We start from the raw sequence: 16447 nt of genomic DNA on the forward strand, positions 1-16447 counted from the left end.
TATTCAAAATTATCTAAAAAAAGTAATGAAGTGAAATTTCAAGTGTAAAATAACTCCCGAAATCCCACTAATCCTATAATCAAAGCACAATCCTTTAATTAAAATCCAATCAAAAAATTTAATTATTGGACGAACTCATAAAAACTGTTTTTCTTTATACACAATTATATATCATATTTAATACATGCAGTTTTTCCAAGAGCATTTGATAAGTAATATTTAAAAAATAATTAACCCAAAAAAATAATTTCGCGTACATAAAAGTGCAATTCATCTCCGGCTTAAAGAAGCCGGAGAATTCTTGCACATTATGTTAAAACTCTTTTTTAACTCATTTATTTCATTTAATATATATTTCAGTAGAAATACTGTTGCTATTATCGCTATGATTGTTGTCGGAATCAGCCACGGCATTTGAGCAGTTATTATGTCGATTTGACTTAACGCTAAAATTGTAGCAACCAGATTGTTCGTAAAGTGAACGCTTATGGTAACGAGAATGTTGTCTGTTTTCATATACAGTATGCACATGCATATTCCAAACAGAAATGCGCTTGTTATTCCTCCAAAGTCATGACCTAATGCAAAAATGAATGATGTGATGAGCATTGCGGGAATCATTCCTGTTCTTATTTTTAGCCTGTTGAACAGCACTCCTCTAAAAACCAGTTCCTCTATCAAAGGTGCAAAAATTATTGAGGCTATGCATTCTAAAATCAGTGAATCTGCTGTAAGCTCCACTGTATCGATGTCGATGCCTGTTATCCAGTTAGGATCCAAAGCACCGTATAAATAGTCAAATCCTGAAATGATGCATGGAAACAGGAATGCAAAGAGCAAATTCAGGGCAAAAATGTACAGGATTTCATTTCTGATTTTTACATCGAACACGTTTGAGATATTATCTTTAATGCCTGATGTTTTCATTAATGCAATTATAAAGAATACCAGTACGCATGACAGTAAAACAATAAAAAATAGGTTGTCATCTTCAGATATTACTGGGAAGGCTGCTGCTAAAACTGAGGTTATGATAAACGCTATAACAAGCCCTATTGCCAATTCCCAGATTCTAATGGTTCTGAGTCTGACATTAAATTCATTTACGCTGAAATCCATTTTTACATCCTACAAAATTGTTTTAAACCAATTGATTGTCTCTACTAGTTGTGATTCAAAATTACTGGAATCGATTTTTAAATTAATTTTTTCAAGATTTCCAACATCAGCAAGGGAATGCTTGATGTCTCCTTGACGTTCTGGCAGATATTTCGGTTCTACATTGCTTTCAAGAGTTTTTTTAACAATTTCATATAACTGATTTATGCTTAACTTTTCACCGGATGCCACATTGATTATTCCGTTATAATCTGATGTTGCGGAATGTATATTTGCCTTTACGACATCATCCACATAAACAAAATCCCTTGTCTGCTGGCCGTCACCATAAATTTCAGGCTGCACTCCTTCCAGAAGTGCGCTGATGAAATTGGGGATTACGGCTGCATATTGTGAATTTTTATCCTGTCCGGGTCCGAATACATTGAAGTATCTCAAAGCCACATAATTCAGGCCGTAACTGTCATGGAATGATTTTAAATATAATTCACAGCCGGCTTTTGATGCCGCATATGGTGATTTTGGCATTAGGGGTTCTGTTTCTTTCAATGGCATGTTATTGTTTGAACCGTAAACTGCTGATGAAGATGAGAATACTATTTTTTCAACATTGCTTTCAACGGCAGCTTTCAGGAGGTTCACGGTCGCATTGAGATTGATGTCATTGCATTCGACCGGTTCATTGATGCTTAAAGGAACGCTGGCCATTGCTGCCAAATGAAATATGTAATCAATGTCTGAAGTTAATTCGAACAAATCTGTATTACGTATGTCTTCCTTAACCAATGTCAAATTTTCATGAGATGGATTTTTTAAGTTATTGAGGTTTCCAGTAGACATATTATCGATGATTGTGATGTTATTGTCATCGATTAGTGAATTGGTGATGTGAGAACCAATAAAACCGAGTCCACCTGTAATTAAAATATTTTTATTCTTCATAAGCCATCAATATTTATTTTTAAATTTGTTAAGCAATTATTAAATATTTTTAAGTGACAACATTTATATATTTTTATACTATATATTTATTATTTAAGAGGAGTCTAATAATATGTTTGATTTGGTGTTTAATACCTTATTTTTTGCTTCTTACAGTAATGCTTACGGGCTTGCAAATGTTGCATTAGGGCCTTATGATATTTTATTAGATTATATTGTGACTATTATTGTATCAATTGTAGTTGCATTGATTTTAAGAATTCCATTACTTCCAAGCAAACCATACAGGTATTCTTTTGATGTTAGTGCTATATATCCGACTCCAATAATAGCTATCGGTATTTTTTCTATTTTTTTAGTTTTGAATTACACATTTATGTATAACGGATTGATATTGGCGGTTATTATAGGCGTTCTGTCTGCATTGTTTGTGAAATACTTGTTTGATTTTGTATTTCCAAAGCCTTTGAATGGAGATGAGAGGGAGGATATTTGATGAATGAAATTATTGGTATTATAATTGCAGCAATCCTTTGCTGGTTGAATTTTGTAATTGTTGATACATATTTCGGACTTCCCGAGCAACCTGGCGTGAAAGGAGCCAGGATAATTGGCGAAACTGTTGAAAAGAAAGGGGGAGATATTGCTGGTGGATTTTTCCAGGGAAACATCGTATGTTCTCCTGATGCATCTGCCGGTACATTAATGGCTTCTATTGGATATTTGCTTTTAGGAATTCCCGGCGGAATATTGGCCGCATTTTTCGTATTTATCGGAAACAGATTATGCGCCGATCCGGGTTATGCGGGAACAACCGGTTGTCTGACAGCTACAGTGATTATATTCATCTGTTCTTTCGTTGGTTTAACTCCTGAAATGTTCATTGTAGGTATGGTAATTGCAATACTGACAATTCAGGGCATTGACCATAAAAGGGCATCAGTACTGTTGGGAAAAATAGCTGAAAAATTCAATAGGCATGCTTGAGAGTGGTAATATGTATGTTGAAATAATTGGAGTTATAATCATATTTGTTGCAATAAGAGCTTTGATAACTCGAAATAGGGCTGAAAAACTATTGTACGTGAATGTAATAGGATTCGGAGTATCAGCCATTATAGCGTTAGTGATTAATACGCCGTTCGCTCTTATAGTTGCAGCAGCATTCTTTATTTGTTCCACAGTAAGTGCGAATGCGATTGCTTATACTTTAAACAAACTTGATGATGAGATACTATTGGAGTGATGCAGAATGGAATTTTTCGTATCAATAATTGCAATTGCTTTAATGGTAATCGGTGCATTCGGTATCATATTTCTCAAAAAGCCTTTGGACAAGGTCATAATGTTTACAATACTGAATGCAGGATTCGTTTTAGTTGTTGTTTTATTTAAATATTTGGACGTGGCCATGTTTGCAGCTTTAGCAGATCCGTTGTCTACTTTAGTTTTCATACTGGCTATCGTGAAAATTAATGAAATCAGAAAGAAAAAGCTAGAAAGTGGTGAGATAAATGATTAGCGTACCTTTATTCTTTTACTTTGGTATATTTCTAGCTATTGTAGGAAGTATTGCTACAGCATGGGGTCCGGGTGTAAATGACCCTATCGTCAGAACATTCAATACTGAAGTGGCATCAATTGGTGTCTGTTTAGTCTTATTGTGTTATAATCATGTTCTGGCCTTATTGACTTTGCTTGCAACTACTGTTGTAATCAGTTTAATTTTATTTAGAGCTATTATTCGTTTGGAAGAAATGGGGGCAGATGTATGAGGATTGGAGATTTATGGAATAAACTTGCCGAACCTAGAAATGTTCCTCGTCTGTTTGCGTTTTGTTTAGGAGTAATTTTAATCATAGGCCTGATTGTGCCTATGGCACTGAATCCAGATCAATTATACGTTAGACCCGCTCCGCAAGAGCAAATAGATGAAGGTTTGCCTATCGCCCCATATGACAGAGGTGGACAAGTTTTGACTCAGGCAGGAATTATTAATCCGCAGTATCCTGACAATGCAGCTAGTTTGGGAATGATAACAGGTTACATGTCACCGCTGGCGCAGTTTATCTCTGCAATTTCTCCTTACTTCGGTACATCAATCTATTCATCACCTGGTGGGCTGATTGATGAGATTTTATATTATACAAGAGGATTCGATACAATTTTGGAATCCAGCATATTGATGATGTCCTTTATCATTGCTTCATGGTTATCCATAAACTATACCATGAACCGCAAGAATGATGAAAAGGAAATCAAGGATGACGTTAAAAAAGCTATCAGAGAATCATCAAATGTGGCCAGAGAAGTTAATGCAAATGACGCAAAGGCAAGATCAAGACAACTGAGGAGGGATAACTGATGGTATTCATACCTCCATATGTTCCTGAAGCATTCATTTCAATGTATCTGCCTGCGATTTATGCAGGTTTAATAGTTGGATTTATCGCTACAATGGCAATTGCCCTCAAAAGAGAAGAGATTCATATTCTGATCCTGACAGATTTGGTCGGCCTTGCCATGATATTTGTAGTGTCTGCAGTCGGAACAGACCTTGCTGAGGCATTGATTTTGCCTGGTTTGGTTGTTGAACTTGCGGAAACTTTGGCTATTTCAGAAATTTTACTTACAAGGGAAATGCGTAAAATCGAACAGAATCCAAGAAGAAATCTCAAGACCTCTTCTTCACTGTTCCCACAACCTTTTGCACTGAACATGGAAATACTGAATACTGCTCCGAATTTCATTGCACTTGTATTAATCGGATATGGTATTTTCCTTACAGGTTTCACTGGAGGAGCAGTTGCCGGTGGTGGAATCGTATTGTACGCATTATCCAAAAAAGCAAGAGGACTTCCTGTATTGATGCTTGACGGTATTGCAGGCGTTTCTGGTATTGCATGGTGTTTATGGATAATAGGTTTCCTTCTGTTCTTCGTTGCACCTCAATATTGGTTATTAAGTTTATTCTTGGCAGCATGTGGACTATTATTAAAAGTAGCTTCAAAAGTTGGTTTGATTGGACTGCTTATGAGAGAGGACATTGATAAGGAGTAGTGATATGATGGATTTCTATACACTTGGCGGAGATTTGCTTGGAACAATTCCACTTGGAGACATTGTATTGTATATCACACCGTTTAACCTGTTCCTCTTTGCGGTGTTGCTTGGGTTTACCCTTCTGATTGCTTTAAGTAAACCTGAAACACAGATTGAGGCTACAATGCATTATTTAAATAATACTGAAGTTAAAGTTGGTCCAAAAGAATTCAGACAAAGAAGATTTTTATCAATTATTTGTGGTTTAGCATCAGCTGGTGCCATGATAACCGGAGATTTGTTCAATTTCACATTGTTCATGGCGTTGGTTGGTATTTTAAACATCGGTATTGTATCAGCAGTTAAGCAGACCAGTGTTCTTAACTCAGCATTCAACTATGGGCTGATTGCCATGATGTGCAGTTTGCCGTTGTTTGGAGGAGCAGCAATAATTCTTGCCGCTACAGGAACATTGTCCCTGGCTGTCTTATCCCAGATGCCTGCCAGTCCGATGGTAGTGTTTGGTGCGGTACTGATGTTGATCGGTATCTTGGGTGAAAGTGGAGTTGCACCGTTCTTTGCAAGTAAGGCAGAAATGTTTAGGACAGCAGGTTCTCCATTTATCGTAATCATTCACTTAAGTTCATTATTTATTATTGTAAGAGCTGTTGAAATATTGTTATTGGTATTGTGGTAGTGATAGTATGGTTAGTCAAAAAAGCATATCAATTATATTACTGGTCTTATCAACAGTTGCCATTCTGGCCTGTTTGGTTATAGACTTTGATGTATGGATTGTTTACGCTGTAGCTATCTTCGGAATTCCAACCTGGGTGCTTTCTTTAGGTTTGCTGACTATGGCCAAACCAAAACCTGAAGATGCGGAAGAAAGGATTAAAGAACCGTTTACCGGGTATTAGGTGGTATTATGAATTTGATGGCAGAAATTTTAATTCAAGTTATTATTGCATTCCTGGCAGGAAGCCTGCTTTTAGGTTTGCACAGAAAAGTGATGGCGCGTGTTCAAAAACGTCCTGGACCACCTATCGTACAGCATCTGATACATTCCTTAAAATTCTTCTTTAAGGAAACTGCATTTCCAAAGACAGTTTCAAAAGTATTTTATATTGGAATTACATTCATATTGGCTTTAATTTGGATTGTCGGTGTAATTGCAGGTCCTGTAGCTCATGATTCTCTATTGATACTGTTCGGTGTCTATGCGGTCTACAAGATTGTTGAGCACAACTCCGGTTCAAGTTCAGGTTCCCCATACGGTAAATTGAGCTGTGTAAGGGCTGTTCTTTCAGCGGCAACAGAGCTTCCTCTGTTTGCGGCTATCGTATTTGTCTATCTGGTAACCGGCACAATGAACATTGGAGAAATTATCACTTACCAGTCAGTACATGGGCCTTTGATATTCACAATTCCGCTTGCGGCATTGATGTTTTTCATGCTGATTATTACAAAATCCCCATACTCTCCATTTGCAATTACAAAGGATAAGGTTTTAATCTCCGGATTTGAAACCGAGCATTTCGGACTCTTAAGGGGATTCATGCACTTTTCAGAGTCAATTGCATGGTATGTTATGCTTTGGGTATTTCTGACAATATTCTTCGGTCCATTGAATGCCGTCGGATATCTTATCGGAATGATTGCAATCACATTCATAACAGGATTTATCAATGCGGCAACTCCGATATTCAGTCCAAACCATTCAGTCATGACTCAGATTACCATAGGAGCAATATGCTTCTTCGGAACAGTACTTATGATATTTACAGGAGTGGTAGCATGAACAGCGAGGATGTAATAGTATATTTCACAGCTTTGGTCGCTGTCGGCATAATTGTTGTAGGACTTCTGGCAACATTCCTGCACTCCACAGTCCTTGCTCCGATAGTGGTTATTGGAATTGTCCTTGCAGCATTCGTATTGCTCGCCAAAGGCAATTTTGCACACAAGATAGAAAGTATAGAGAAATTATGTTTTATTATAACATTCATAGCAATAATTTGCTCATTCATATTGCTTTATAAACCGATGTAGGAGATATTATGTTAGATTATATGATTTATATACTCACATTTGCAGCCGGATCAATTCTTGGTTTGCTTTACAGTTACAAGCAACATGGCGAACCGTTTGTGGCAGTGACTGCTTTGAATATCCCATTTACTATTGTTTCAATTGTAGGTTGGGTTTTAGGATTTTGTTCAGGCAATATTATATTATCTGCAATAGGTTTTCTCCTTGCAGGATTCGTAATGGGTGAAAGGCCGGGATACGGTAGAAAAGAAACTGCCATCGGTTTGATTATTGCGATAATTGTATACATTTTAAAAGTAAACGGTATGATGTGATTGGAATGGATGATGATGCTAAATTAAGATTGATGCAAACAAGAATCGTTAAAAGCTATGCATGGCAGAGAGATGTAATAGTTCCACTTTCCAAAGATTTTGATTGTACTGTTGAAGAATTGGAAGAGGTATTTTTCAGTTTATTTGACATGTCTTCTCTTGAGGCGATGCATGGAACATTCAAATCTGCAGAAGACATTTGCCTATATCAGAAATTCAATGCTGATTTGAGGTTATGCTGGTTCAGCGGTACTTTGGAAGTGATAACTCCGGAGGATGCCAAAAATCTTAAGATGAAACTGGTTAAAGAAGTTAAAAACGGAAAATCCTATGAAGACGCCTTGAAGGAAGGCCAGTTAGAATTATTTGAATTATTAAAAAAAGAAGCGATTTACTGATCATGTTTATATTTAATTATAAAATAAAAGAGGGAGTACAATGTTAAATGCTATAAGGGATGTTGTGAGGAAAAGCTCAATTCATGTCTGCATAGTCAATTGCGGAGGATGTAACGGATGTGACGTTGAATGTGTCGCATTATTGTCTCCAAGATATGATTTGGAGCAATTCGGTATTTATGTTCACAATAATCCTCGTGAAGCTGATGTTCTGTTGTTGACCGGTGCTGTAACCGAACAATGGAAAGATAACTTAAAAAGAATTTATGATAAAGCTCCTGAACCGAAAATAGCCGTGGCTGTCGGGAACTGTCCTATATCCGGTGATGTATTTGCACAGGAAGGAGGCCGTGTCAATGCCCCTGCCTCAAATTTCATTCCGGTAGCGGCAGAAATTCCGGGATGTCCTCCTAGGCCAAATGAGATATTGGAAGCTATTTTGGCCGTTGGACCGCAAGCTATTGCTGATCGTGGGAGGGAGCAACAATGATAGTGCCTATTGGTCCGATTCATCCTGCTTTAAAGGAACCTATCAGATTGAAACTGCAAACTGAAGGTGAAAGAGTAGTTAAAGCCGAAATTGAATTCGGTTATGTTCACAGGGGAATCGAAAAGATAATTGAAGGTAAAACCTGGCAAAAGGGAATTTATCTTTCTGAAAGGGTTTGTGGAATATGTTCCTATGAACACACACAAACATTTGCAGAGACTATTGAGCAGATTTCAGATGTTGACGTGCCTGTCAGAGCTCAATTTTTAAGAGTTATTGCAAATGAACTGGACAGAATTCAAAGTCACTTACTTGCAAATTCAACATTTTTCAAATCAATGGACCATGAAACCCTGTTCATGCATGTTTTGGAGCTCAGGGAATATGCAATGGATTCCATTGAACTGCTGACCGGAAATAGGGTAAATATGGGTTGGAATGTTGTTGGCGGAGTGAGAATGGATGCTGATGAGCGCCACTTTGAACCTATTCTAAAAAATCTTGAAAAGATTGAAGAGACATTTGAGATAACCCGTAATCTCTTTGCTGAAGGTCCGGCTCTTGCCCTGAGATGCAAAGGCATTGGATACATGTCCAAAAAAGAGGCAATAAAAGGAAGGGCTGTCGGTCCTATTGGAAGAGCTTCAGGAATCACTGAAGATTTCCGTGTAGGTCACTATACTTATGATGATTACTTTGACTTTAATGTAATTGTAAGGCATGAAGGAGACAATTACGCAAGAACAATGACCAGATTTGATGAAATACCTGAATCAATCAAAATTATTAGACAAGCTATAGAAAATATACCTAAAGGTGAAGTTCGTACTCCTGCAAATATCAAATCAGGTTATGCTATGCGTCAAAATGAGGCTCCTCGTGGCGAAGTAACTTACATGATTGAAACCAATGGAAATCTGATTAAAAACATTTCCATCAGAACTCCAAGTATTGCGAATATGGATTCATGTGCAAAATACATGATACGTGATGTTCCGACCGTTGCGGATGCGGTATCTACCTATGCGTCATGTGACCCTTGTGTAGCATGTGCAGAAAGGGTGGCAATTACAGATGAAGCCGGAAAAACCGCAATTAAAGACTTTTATGAGGTGAAATAAAATGTCATCTCTAATGTGGTACGTATATGAATTTGCACGAAAGGCATGGACAGATGCATTTGCCAATGCGCACAACCTGCCAGACATTTCTGAAAAGCCGGAACGTTTTAGAGATTTCCCAAAGGTCAATAAAGAGTATTGTATAGGTTGCGGAGCATGTACAGTTTCCTGTCCTTCACCGAATGCAATCAAACTGGTTCGTGATGAGGATTCAGAAGAAGGGGAAGGGTTGACTTATCCTGTCATTAAAAAAGGTGCATGTATACGTTGCGGGTTCTGTGCTGAAGTTTGCCCGACTGATCCTAAAACCTTGGAATGCGGTGTTAATCATGAGATTTTGCCGGAATTCAATATCATTCCGTCAAAAAGGCAATACATCGTTGACGATTATCTATGTATTAAATGTAAAAAATGTATGAAAAAATGTCCTGTCGAGGCAATAAGTCTTGTAAATGACAAGCTGTTTGTGGACCAGCTCAACTGCATTTCCTGCGGTGAATGTCTTGATGTATGTCCTGTAAATGGTGCAATGAAGGCAGTATTTGTTGACAACCTGCAGGACCAGAAGAATCTGATACTTTTATGTGTCAATTACCTTGAGGATTACATTAACAATAAGGAAGAGGACTTGAGATCTTTAGAAAAAGACGGACTCCTGCAGTATGAGGTTCCTGTTTCTGAGATATGGGATGAGGCATTGAAAATAATTCCTGATAATGAAATTGCTCTTGAAATTATGACTAATGCCGTAAACAGGCTCAAAATAAGAATTATTGATTGGGACAAATCAAAATGTGAAAAATGCCAGTTATGCATTCCTGATTGTCCGACAAACTGCATTTCATTTGATGAGGAAAATGACACTATTGTACGGGATAAAGACAGATGTTTGCGTTGCAGTATCTGTTATCAGACATGTCCGTTTTCAGTAATTAAATATTTCATCGCCAAGTTTTCAATGGAAGATGACAAGATTATTCATGCTACAGTCAAGGCATCTAATCTAAATGAGGATATATTTATGGAGTGAGTGTTATGATTGACAGTTTTACTAAAACACCAAGACCATTGAGGCATGTTGATGTCGATTATCTGGTTGACCAGACCAAATGTGCAAAATGCAGTGATAAGCCTTGTCTTGACTCATGTCCAATCGATGCGGTTTACATGGATGAGGATGAAGGTCTTATAAAAATAAGAAATACCTGCTTTGGATGTGTATTGTGTCGTAATGCTTGCCCGTATGATGCCATATCCTTGGAGGTTCATATGGATGAACCTAAAAAGGAAAATGTTCCCAATATCAATACTAAATTATGTAAAGCATGCGGGGCATGTGTTCAGGCATGTAAAAACGGTTCCATTCATATAGTTTCTGACGGGAGTGAAATCCCTCACAGTGAAATTGACAAGGATACCTGTGTCAGATGCGGATTCTGTTTCAGAGTTTGTCCGACAGACGCAATAAAATACGGTCAGTTGCTTCCTAAAACTGTTAAGGGAGGAAAGGCAATTGTCGTTAACCAGAAAAACTGTATTGGCTGTATGACATGTACAAGAGTATGTCCGTCAATGGGTGCAATCAATGTTGCAAGAACAAATAAGCTGCCTTATATCAATCCGGGATACTGTGCCAGATGTGAAGAGTGCATGCATTCATGTCCTTCAGGTGCAATCAGATATTCCTCACGTAAAAAGGCGTACAAGATGTACAGTGAGATAAAATCTTTCGACATTGTTTCAGAAATCATTGACCATAACATGAAAAGGCTCTCCCTTGATTTAATCAGTCTCAACAAGGTTTTGGAAAAGGTAGGAAAATCCATCGCCCTGGAATTCAATGACCAGAACTTTGAAAACTTCATTGAATGCAAGGTAAATGACATGATGGAAAGGGAGCTTAAAATCAGTCTGGACACACACATTGAGGTTTCCAAATTCACAAAGCTGGTCGGATCATACCTGATGGACCGTAACATTGAAGTTTATGAAAATAAGTGTATTGCATGCGGTGACTGTTTCAACGTATGTCCTGTCGGTGCAATCAAGTTGAACGGGCCGAATCCGATAACAATCAATGATAATTGTGTTTTCTGCGGTAAATGTGTGGAACAGTGTAAATTCGATGCAATCGGTGCTTATGATGATTATTTCTACAGTAGAGATACTGACCTGTATTATGCAAGGTCCTATTTGCACTATCAGAGACGGGGTGAGTTTACTCTCTCCCATGAGAAATGTCAGGCTTGTGCGATTTGTGTTAAAAACTGCCCTGTCGATGCATTGGCCTTAAATGATGATAAAATAGACTTTGACAGTGAAAAATGTATTTACTGTAGGGAATGTGAGGCAATTTGTCCTCTGGATGCCATAAGAATTGTTAACTTTAGGTGAATCATGTTTGAAAAGTCATTCATTACGGACTGCGAAGGTCCTCTAACTTTAAACGACAATGCCTTTGAAATGGCGGCCAAATTCATAGAAAATGGTGGAGAGCTATTTAAGATTCTTAGTTTATATGATGACTATTTGGCTGATGTTGTCAAAAAGGAAAATTATAAGGTAGGAAACACTTTAAAGTTTATTCTGCCTTTTTTTGTTTGCGAAAATCTGAAAAACCGTGACATGGTTGATTTTTCAAGAAACAATATTTATGCCGTAGAGGATTCAAAATTTCTTTTAAGTTACTTGAAGGAAGCTATGAATATTTATATAGTCAGTACAAGTTACGGTCAATATATCGAAGCAGTTTCAGATTATATGGAAGTTCCATTTGAAAATACATTTTACACCGATGTTGATATAGATTCCATGAATCTGAATGATGAAGAAATCAAAAAAATTGGTGAATTCAAGGAACTGATTCTGGCCAATCCGCAAGACTATGAACTGTTTGACGACATTTTCTATTCTCAGATTTCAGAAATGGGAATCTATGAAAAAATCAGGGATGTGGATGTCGTCGGCGGTGAAGGCAAAAAGCTTGCAATCAATAAGATAATTGAAAGGGATGACATAGACACAGGAAATATGCTCTACATCGGTGACAGCATAACTGATGTCGAACCTTTGGCTTTTGCTCGCAAAAACAACGGAATCAGCATTTCATTCAATGGAAATGAATATCCTTTGAGAGTAGCGGAAATTGCTATTGTATCTCCAAGTGCAGTAACAACAACAGTTCTTGCAAATATTTACGCAGTTCATGATAAGGATACGGTTTTGGAATTTATTGATGAGTATAACAGTTCAGATGACTGTCAAGAGTTATTTGGAAAATATGATGTGGAAAAAGATATCAAAGACAGATTCTTTGAAGTATTTGAAAATGAAAATTATCCGATTATTAAGATTATAGATGATGATAATTTTGAAGATATCCTGAAAGTCAGTAAAGACATGAGAAATAACATAAGAGGTCAGGATATCGGTGGTTTAGGTTAAAGAAGGTAATATAATGAGTTATGAGAAGGTAGACGATACATTTTTCGAAGCATTTGAAGGCAAATATGTGAGAGCTTTAATCACAGGGCCTACAGAAAAAATTGTAAAAAGGGCTGCATATGATTCAACTTCAACTCCAAGTGCCGTAATCGGCAGGGTTGAAGGGGGCGTTGAAGGATTTCTGGACGAGTCCCAAACTCCAGACGGAAGATTCGGTGCAGTGGTGCAATACTGGTTAGGCAGCGATGATGTTGAAAAATTCGCATTTGAACTTTCATACAGGCTTCGCCAGGATGTTTTAGTAAAACCGTTCACTCGCATATTCGACTATTCAGACTCTGACAGTGAAGAGTATATTGAAATGATGGACATTGTCGGCCACTGCGGAGACGGATATGAATGGATAGTTGAAGAATACGGAAGAAAAATGATAAACGTTCCGATTGCAGTTCCGGACTTCCAGATTGAGGAAAAATTCAAAATAAATGATGGAATAATGGGAGGAAACTTCTGGTATTTATGCGAAACTCCTGAAGCAGTTATCGAAGCGGGAGACGCTGTCATCGATGCCATAATGGCAGTTGAAGGTGCAACAGCACCATTTGACGTGTGTTCTGCAGCATCAAAACCCGAAACAAATTTCCCCGAAATCGGACCTACCACAAATCATGTTTACTGTCCTTCCCTAAAGGAATCATTGGGTGATGAGTCCAAAGTTCCTGAAGGAGTTAATTACATTCCTGAAATTGTCGTAAACGCAATCGATGAGGAATCAATGAACAAGGCTATTAAAGCAGGTATTGATGCCGCTTTGGAATATGATGGAGTAGTTAAAATATCTGCCGGTAACTTTGACGGCAAACTTGGAGACAAGAATATTAATCTGTTAGATATACTGAAGTAGGTTTTTAGCATGGAAATATTTGACAATGACTTGAATGCGGAAGTAATAGGATTTGGAGCACTGAACGTAGATAAGCTGTACTCCGTAGGAAATATTGCATCTGCCGATGAGGAAAGTTTCATAAAAGGTGAAACCGACACTCCTGGCGGGTCTGCAGCAAATACTGTCGTTGGTCTTGCAAGACTTGGATTAGATACTTCAATAATTGGAAAAATAGCTGAAGATGAAGACGGTGATTTGATTGAATACAATCTTGCCATCAATGGAGTATACACAAATAATCTGATTTATTCAGAATCAGGTTCCACAGGAAAATGCCTGGGATTTGTCGACGGAAACGGCGAAAGATGCCTTTACATTGACCCTGGAGTAAATGATGATATAAAAGTGGGTGAGATAAACCTGCTCAACATCATGAACTGTAAAATCATGCATTACACTTCATTTGTTGGAGATTCATTCAATGCTCAAATAGAACTTTTGGAAAAGTTAAGTCCCGAAACAGTATTGAGTTTTGATCCTGGAATGCTATATGTTCAAAAAGGATTCGATGAGCTGAAGCCTATTTTGGATAGAACTAACATTTTACTTATAAATGAGTCAGAATTAAGATTATTATGTAATAATAATGAAGCACCAATCCACGAATTAGTAGTTAATTTCCTAGATTTGGGAATTGAAACTGTTGTTGTAAAACAGGGTTCCGAAGGTGTTTATGCAACCAACGGAAACGAAGAATGCCAGGTTGAAGCATTCAAAGCAGAAGTTGTAGATACAACAGGTGCAGGCGACAGTTTCAACAGCGGATTTTTATATGCTTATTTAAAAGGATATAAACTGGAGCAATCTTGCAGAATTGCTAATTGGGTTGCCAGCAAATCCATTGAAGGATTTGGAATGGAAAAGTTTCCGACTTTAAAGGAACTGGAGGATTTCTTTTAAAGATTTTTTAAATTAAAAAAGAATTAGTTGGTAATATTATGAATGTATCTTTTGAAAAACAGATGAAAGATTTGGAACGTGAAGTTTTGCTTAAGTCTGTTGATTTAGATGATGATGGTGATGATTTCCAATTTGAACTTGACCAGTTCAGCGCAAATGAGGAAATCATAGCTATAGCGCCGAGATGTGTAAGATGTAATACCTGTGTGGGTGAGTGTCCAGTTAATGCAATCGAACCAGCTAATATTTTTAGAATTGCAAAAATAACTGATAAATGTGTCAAATGCGAAATTTGTGTTCAGACTTGCCCAGTTTCAGCAATTAAGTTAATAGATAATTCAGTTATTTATAATAATGAGAGTGAGAACGATTTCATTGAATATAATCTGTCCAATGTTAGCTGTTCTCATAGAGTAGTTAGAATGAACAGCATTTCAATTGATTATTCAGAGGATAACAATTGGGATGACTGCGCAAATCTGTGCCCTACAAATGCATTCACAATGGAATTTAAGGAATTCTTTGAAGATTTGAATATTGATTTGGGCATAAGATTGGAAGAAGACAGATTATATCCATATGTCAATGAAAAGATGTGCATCGGATGTGGAGCCTGTGCTGAAATATCTCTAAGGGACGATGCAATCGAACTGGACAGGTACCTTGGACCTATCGTTCACAGCAGAAACATAACTGTTAACCATGATGCTTGTGTTAACTGCTATTTATGTGAAGAAAACTGTCCGACCGGCGCAATTGAATTGATAGATGGTGAAGTTGTTCTGGATGATGATAAATGTATCAGATGTGTTGAATGCACTCGTCATTGTCCTGTGGGGGCACTGAAAAGAGAAGATATTAATTAAAATGAGGTTTGTTTATGAGAGCTAAAGAGTTAATGGATAAAAATTTTGTATATTTGAACTGTGATGATACAGTAATTGAAGTTTCAAAAGTAATGGAAGAAATCAGACGTTTCACCTGTCCTGTTGTAAATGACAACAAACAGTTAGTAGGATGGGTTACTTCTTTTGACATTACAAGAGGTTTAAGGGAAGGAAATGAAAAGATTTCAGAAATCATGAGTGATTACGAGGAAATTTCCACTGTTCATGAAAATGATCCTGCAAGAATTGCAGTAATTTTAACAGCAAACAATAAATTCGTAACAGTTCCTGTAATCAATGATGACAAGCAGGTTGTGGGAATGGTCCGTGCATGTGATATTGTAGAGCTGTTGTCTGAACTTTATGACATAAAAGTAGAAAAATTATACAAAGCAATGCAAAACCAGCTTAAGGGCGTAACCTGGGAAGAGTTGATGGCGGCATCAGCTATTGTATCCAAGAAAACAACCGGTAAAAAAATCTCTCCTGAAGAATATGAAGCAAATATTAAGGATTCCACTTTCGGTGAAGCTATCTGGGCTACCGGCGGTTTGGAAAAATTCTTTGCAGGTCTCATTTCTGTTGGAGAAATGGTTATTGCGCGCCGTGTAGGAAAAGCAAGAAAATAATAAAAATACTTTAAACAAACCTGATTTCCGCTAACTACACAAATAAGACTTTTAAAAGTCTTATTTTCTTTCTTTTTTGGCTGTAAAAAGTACAGTATATTTTTTTTTTACATTGTAAATTCATTTCGAAAAATTGTTAAAAATAGTTTTAGAGATGATATTG

Annotated in this window: 24 protein-coding genes; 22 read left to right on the forward strand and 2 right to left on the reverse strand. The window is 37.2% G+C overall.

Annotated elements, in window-relative coordinates; translation table 11 throughout:
* Positions 1-270: 270 nt before the first annotated feature.
* Together ACKI2P_RS01270 and ACKI2P_RS01275 are read right to left on the reverse strand one after the other, a co-directional pair.
* Positions 271-1119: a CPBP family intramembrane glutamic endopeptidase gene (locus ACKI2P_RS01270; protein ID WP_407374440.1), complete on the reverse strand. Its 849-nt coding sequence runs from the start codon at positions 1117-1119 to the stop codon at positions 271-273.
* A gap of 9 nt (positions 1120-1128) precedes the next feature.
* A complete protein-coding gene (locus ACKI2P_RS01275) occupies positions 1129-2061 on the reverse strand; it encodes an NAD-dependent epimerase/dehydratase family protein (protein WP_407374441.1) in 933 nt (310 codons plus the stop codon).
* A gap of 112 nt (positions 2062-2173) precedes the next feature.
* On the opposite strand from ACKI2P_RS01275, the gene ehaA reads away from it, so the two are divergent.
* Genes ehaA through ACKI2P_RS01385 form a run of 22 tightly spaced genes read left to right on the forward strand, consistent with a single transcriptional unit; the run spans position 2174 to position 16284 of the window.
* Positions 2174-2557: an energy-converting NiFe hydrogenase A subunit EhaA gene (ehaA, locus tag ACKI2P_RS01280; protein WP_407374442.1), complete on the forward strand. Its 384-nt coding sequence runs from the start codon at positions 2174-2176 to the stop codon at positions 2555-2557.
* Positions 2557-3048 (forward strand): hypothetical protein, encoded by a 492-nt coding sequence (locus ACKI2P_RS01285; RefSeq protein WP_407374443.1) that lies wholly within the window; start codon positions 2557-2559, stop codon positions 3046-3048. The genes ehaA and ACKI2P_RS01285 overlap by 1 nt, the downstream gene beginning before the upstream one ends.
* Before the next feature lie 10 nt (positions 3049-3058).
* Positions 3059-3307 carry a DUF2109 family protein gene (locus tag ACKI2P_RS01290; RefSeq protein ID WP_407374444.1) on the forward strand — a complete coding sequence of 83 codons (249 nt, stop codon included), beginning with the start codon at positions 3059-3061 and terminating at the stop codon, positions 3305-3307.
* Between the two features lie 6 nt (positions 3308-3313).
* Positions 3314-3583, forward strand: coding sequence for a DUF2108 domain-containing protein (locus tag ACKI2P_RS01295; RefSeq protein WP_407374445.1), 270 nt, complete (start codon positions 3314-3316; stop codon positions 3581-3583).
* Complete coding sequence (locus tag ACKI2P_RS01300) at positions 3576-3836, forward strand: DUF2107 family protein (RefSeq protein ID WP_292744838.1); 261 nt, start codon at positions 3576-3578, stop codon at positions 3834-3836. Before ACKI2P_RS01295 ends, ACKI2P_RS01300 begins: the two co-directional genes overlap by 8 nt.
* On the forward strand, positions 3833-4426 hold the full coding sequence (locus tag ACKI2P_RS01305; RefSeq protein WP_407374446.1) for an EhaF family protein: 594 nt from the start codon (positions 3833-3835) through the stop codon (positions 4424-4426). Before ACKI2P_RS01300 ends, ACKI2P_RS01305 begins: the two co-directional genes overlap by 4 nt.
* Positions 4426-5121, forward strand: coding sequence for an EhaG family protein (locus tag ACKI2P_RS01310; RefSeq protein WP_407374447.1), 696 nt, complete (start codon positions 4426-4428; stop codon positions 5119-5121). Before ACKI2P_RS01305 ends, ACKI2P_RS01310 begins: the two co-directional genes overlap by 1 nt.
* 7 nt (positions 5122-5128) lie before the next feature.
* On the forward strand, positions 5129-5800 hold the full coding sequence (locus tag ACKI2P_RS01315; RefSeq protein ID WP_407374462.1) for a hypothetical protein: 672 nt from the start codon (positions 5129-5131) through the stop codon (positions 5798-5800).
* 7 nt (positions 5801-5807) lie between these two features.
* Positions 5808-6023 carry a DUF788 domain-containing protein gene (locus tag ACKI2P_RS01320; RefSeq protein ID WP_407374448.1) on the forward strand — a complete coding sequence of 72 codons (216 nt, stop codon included), beginning with the start codon at positions 5808-5810 and terminating at the stop codon, positions 6021-6023.
* Positions 6024-6031: 8 nt separating this feature from the next.
* Positions 6032-6904, forward strand: a complete 873-nt coding sequence (locus ACKI2P_RS01325) for a respiratory chain complex I subunit 1 family protein (RefSeq protein ID WP_407374449.1) — start codon at positions 6032-6034, stop codon at positions 6902-6904.
* The gene (locus ACKI2P_RS01330) at positions 6901-7155 is read left to right on the forward strand and encodes a hypothetical protein (RefSeq protein ID WP_407374450.1); all 255 of its coding nucleotides are present in this window, start codon (positions 6901-6903) and stop codon (positions 7153-7155) included. Before ACKI2P_RS01325 ends, ACKI2P_RS01330 begins: the two co-directional genes overlap by 4 nt.
* A gap of 8 nt (positions 7156-7163) precedes the next feature.
* Entirely contained in the window at positions 7164-7469 is a 306-nt protein-coding gene (locus tag ACKI2P_RS01335) for an energy-converting hydrogenase subunit EhaL family protein (protein ID WP_407374451.1), read from the forward strand.
* Between the two features lie 5 nt (positions 7470-7474).
* Positions 7475-7867, forward strand: a complete 393-nt coding sequence (locus tag ACKI2P_RS01340; protein WP_407374452.1) for a DUF1959 family protein — start codon at positions 7475-7477, stop codon at positions 7865-7867.
* A gap of 40 nt (positions 7868-7907) precedes the next feature.
* Complete coding sequence (locus tag ACKI2P_RS01345; protein WP_407374453.1) at positions 7908-8357, forward strand: NADH-quinone oxidoreductase subunit B family protein; 450 nt, start codon at positions 7908-7910, stop codon at positions 8355-8357.
* Positions 8354-9478, forward strand: a complete 1125-nt coding sequence (locus ACKI2P_RS01350; RefSeq protein ID WP_407374454.1) for a nickel-dependent hydrogenase large subunit — start codon at positions 8354-8356, stop codon at positions 9476-9478. Before ACKI2P_RS01345 ends, ACKI2P_RS01350 begins: the two co-directional genes overlap by 4 nt.
* 1 nt (position 9479) lies before the next feature.
* The gene (locus ACKI2P_RS01355; RefSeq protein WP_407374455.1) at positions 9480-10508 is read left to right on the forward strand and encodes a 4Fe-4S binding protein; all 1029 of its coding nucleotides are present in this window, start codon (positions 9480-9482) and stop codon (positions 10506-10508) included.
* Positions 10505-11872 (forward strand): 4Fe-4S binding protein, encoded by a 1368-nt coding sequence (locus tag ACKI2P_RS01360; RefSeq protein WP_407374456.1) that lies wholly within the window; start codon positions 10505-10507, stop codon positions 11870-11872. The genes ACKI2P_RS01355 and ACKI2P_RS01360 overlap by 4 nt, the downstream gene beginning before the upstream one ends.
* A gap of 3 nt (positions 11873-11875) precedes the next feature.
* Entirely contained in the window at positions 11876-12922 is a 1047-nt protein-coding gene (locus ACKI2P_RS01365) for a hypothetical protein (protein ID WP_407374457.1), read from the forward strand.
* Positions 12923-12935: 13 nt separating this feature from the next.
* Positions 12936-13826 (forward strand): formylmethanofuran--tetrahydromethanopterin N-formyltransferase, encoded by an 891-nt coding sequence (locus tag ACKI2P_RS01370; protein WP_407374458.1) that lies wholly within the window; start codon positions 12936-12938, stop codon positions 13824-13826.
* 9 nt (positions 13827-13835) lie between these two features.
* On the forward strand, positions 13836-14768 hold the full coding sequence (locus ACKI2P_RS01375) for a carbohydrate kinase family protein (RefSeq protein WP_407374459.1): 933 nt from the start codon (positions 13836-13838) through the stop codon (positions 14766-14768).
* Positions 14769-14806: 38 nt separating this feature from the next.
* Complete coding sequence (locus ACKI2P_RS01380) at positions 14807-15634, forward strand: 4Fe-4S binding protein (protein WP_407374460.1); 828 nt, start codon at positions 14807-14809, stop codon at positions 15632-15634.
* Positions 15635-15648: 14 nt separating this feature from the next.
* Entirely contained in the window at positions 15649-16284 is a 636-nt protein-coding gene (locus ACKI2P_RS01385; RefSeq protein WP_407374461.1) for an HPP family protein, read from the forward strand.
* The last annotated feature ends 163 nt before the right edge of the window (positions 16285-16447 follow it).

This window comes from Methanobrevibacter sp., assembly GCF_045541095.1.
GTDB lineage: Archaea > Methanobacteriota > Methanobacteria > Methanobacteriales > Methanobacteriaceae > Methanocatella.

Excerpts from the sequence above, each read along its gene's own strand:
- ACKI2P_RS01270 (WP_407374440.1), bottom strand. The coding sequence starts at position 1,119 with ATGGATTTCAGCGTAAATGAATTTAATGTCAGACTCAGAACCATTAGA.
- ACKI2P_RS01275 (WP_407374441.1), bottom strand. The coding sequence starts at position 2,061 with ATGAAGAATAAAAATATTTTAATTACAGGTGGACTCGGTTTTATTGGT.
- ehaA (WP_407374442.1), top strand. The coding sequence starts at position 2,174 with ATGTTTGATTTGGTGTTTAATACCTTATTTTTTGCTTCTTACAGTAAT.
- ACKI2P_RS01285 (WP_407374443.1), top strand. The coding sequence starts at position 2,557 with ATGAATGAAATTATTGGTATTATAATTGCAGCAATCCTTTGCTGGTTG.
- ACKI2P_RS01290 (WP_407374444.1), top strand. The coding sequence starts at position 3,059 with ATGTATGTTGAAATAATTGGAGTTATAATCATATTTGTTGCAATAAGA.
- ACKI2P_RS01295 (WP_407374445.1), top strand. The coding sequence starts at position 3,314 with ATGGAATTTTTCGTATCAATAATTGCAATTGCTTTAATGGTAATCGGT.
- ACKI2P_RS01300 (WP_292744838.1), top strand. The coding sequence starts at position 3,576 with ATGATTAGCGTACCTTTATTCTTTTACTTTGGTATATTTCTAGCTATT.
- ACKI2P_RS01305 (WP_407374446.1), top strand. The coding sequence starts at position 3,833 with ATGAGGATTGGAGATTTATGGAATAAACTTGCCGAACCTAGAAATGTT.
- ACKI2P_RS01310 (WP_407374447.1), top strand. The coding sequence starts at position 4,426 with ATGGTATTCATACCTCCATATGTTCCTGAAGCATTCATTTCAATGTAT.
- ACKI2P_RS01315 (WP_407374462.1), top strand. The coding sequence starts at position 5,129 with ATGGATTTCTATACACTTGGCGGAGATTTGCTTGGAACAATTCCACTT.
- ACKI2P_RS01320 (WP_407374448.1), top strand. The coding sequence starts at position 5,808 with ATGGTTAGTCAAAAAAGCATATCAATTATATTACTGGTCTTATCAACA.
- ACKI2P_RS01325 (WP_407374449.1), top strand. The coding sequence starts at position 6,032 with ATGAATTTGATGGCAGAAATTTTAATTCAAGTTATTATTGCATTCCTG.
- ACKI2P_RS01330 (WP_407374450.1), top strand. The coding sequence starts at position 6,901 with ATGAACAGCGAGGATGTAATAGTATATTTCACAGCTTTGGTCGCTGTC.
- ACKI2P_RS01335 (WP_407374451.1), top strand. The coding sequence starts at position 7,164 with ATGTTAGATTATATGATTTATATACTCACATTTGCAGCCGGATCAATT.
- ACKI2P_RS01340 (WP_407374452.1), top strand. The coding sequence starts at position 7,475 with ATGGATGATGATGCTAAATTAAGATTGATGCAAACAAGAATCGTTAAA.
- ACKI2P_RS01345 (WP_407374453.1), top strand. The coding sequence starts at position 7,908 with ATGTTAAATGCTATAAGGGATGTTGTGAGGAAAAGCTCAATTCATGTC.
- ACKI2P_RS01350 (WP_407374454.1), top strand. The coding sequence starts at position 8,354 with ATGATAGTGCCTATTGGTCCGATTCATCCTGCTTTAAAGGAACCTATC.
- ACKI2P_RS01355 (WP_407374455.1), top strand. The coding sequence starts at position 9,480 with ATGTCATCTCTAATGTGGTACGTATATGAATTTGCACGAAAGGCATGG.
- ACKI2P_RS01365 (WP_407374457.1), top strand. The coding sequence starts at position 11,876 with ATGTTTGAAAAGTCATTCATTACGGACTGCGAAGGTCCTCTAACTTTA.
- ACKI2P_RS01370 (WP_407374458.1), top strand. The coding sequence starts at position 12,936 with ATGAGTTATGAGAAGGTAGACGATACATTTTTCGAAGCATTTGAAGGC.
- ACKI2P_RS01375 (WP_407374459.1), top strand. The coding sequence starts at position 13,836 with ATGGAAATATTTGACAATGACTTGAATGCGGAAGTAATAGGATTTGGA.
- ACKI2P_RS01380 (WP_407374460.1), top strand. The coding sequence starts at position 14,807 with ATGAATGTATCTTTTGAAAAACAGATGAAAGATTTGGAACGTGAAGTT.
- ACKI2P_RS01385 (WP_407374461.1), top strand. The coding sequence starts at position 15,649 with ATGAGAGCTAAAGAGTTAATGGATAAAAATTTTGTATATTTGAACTGT.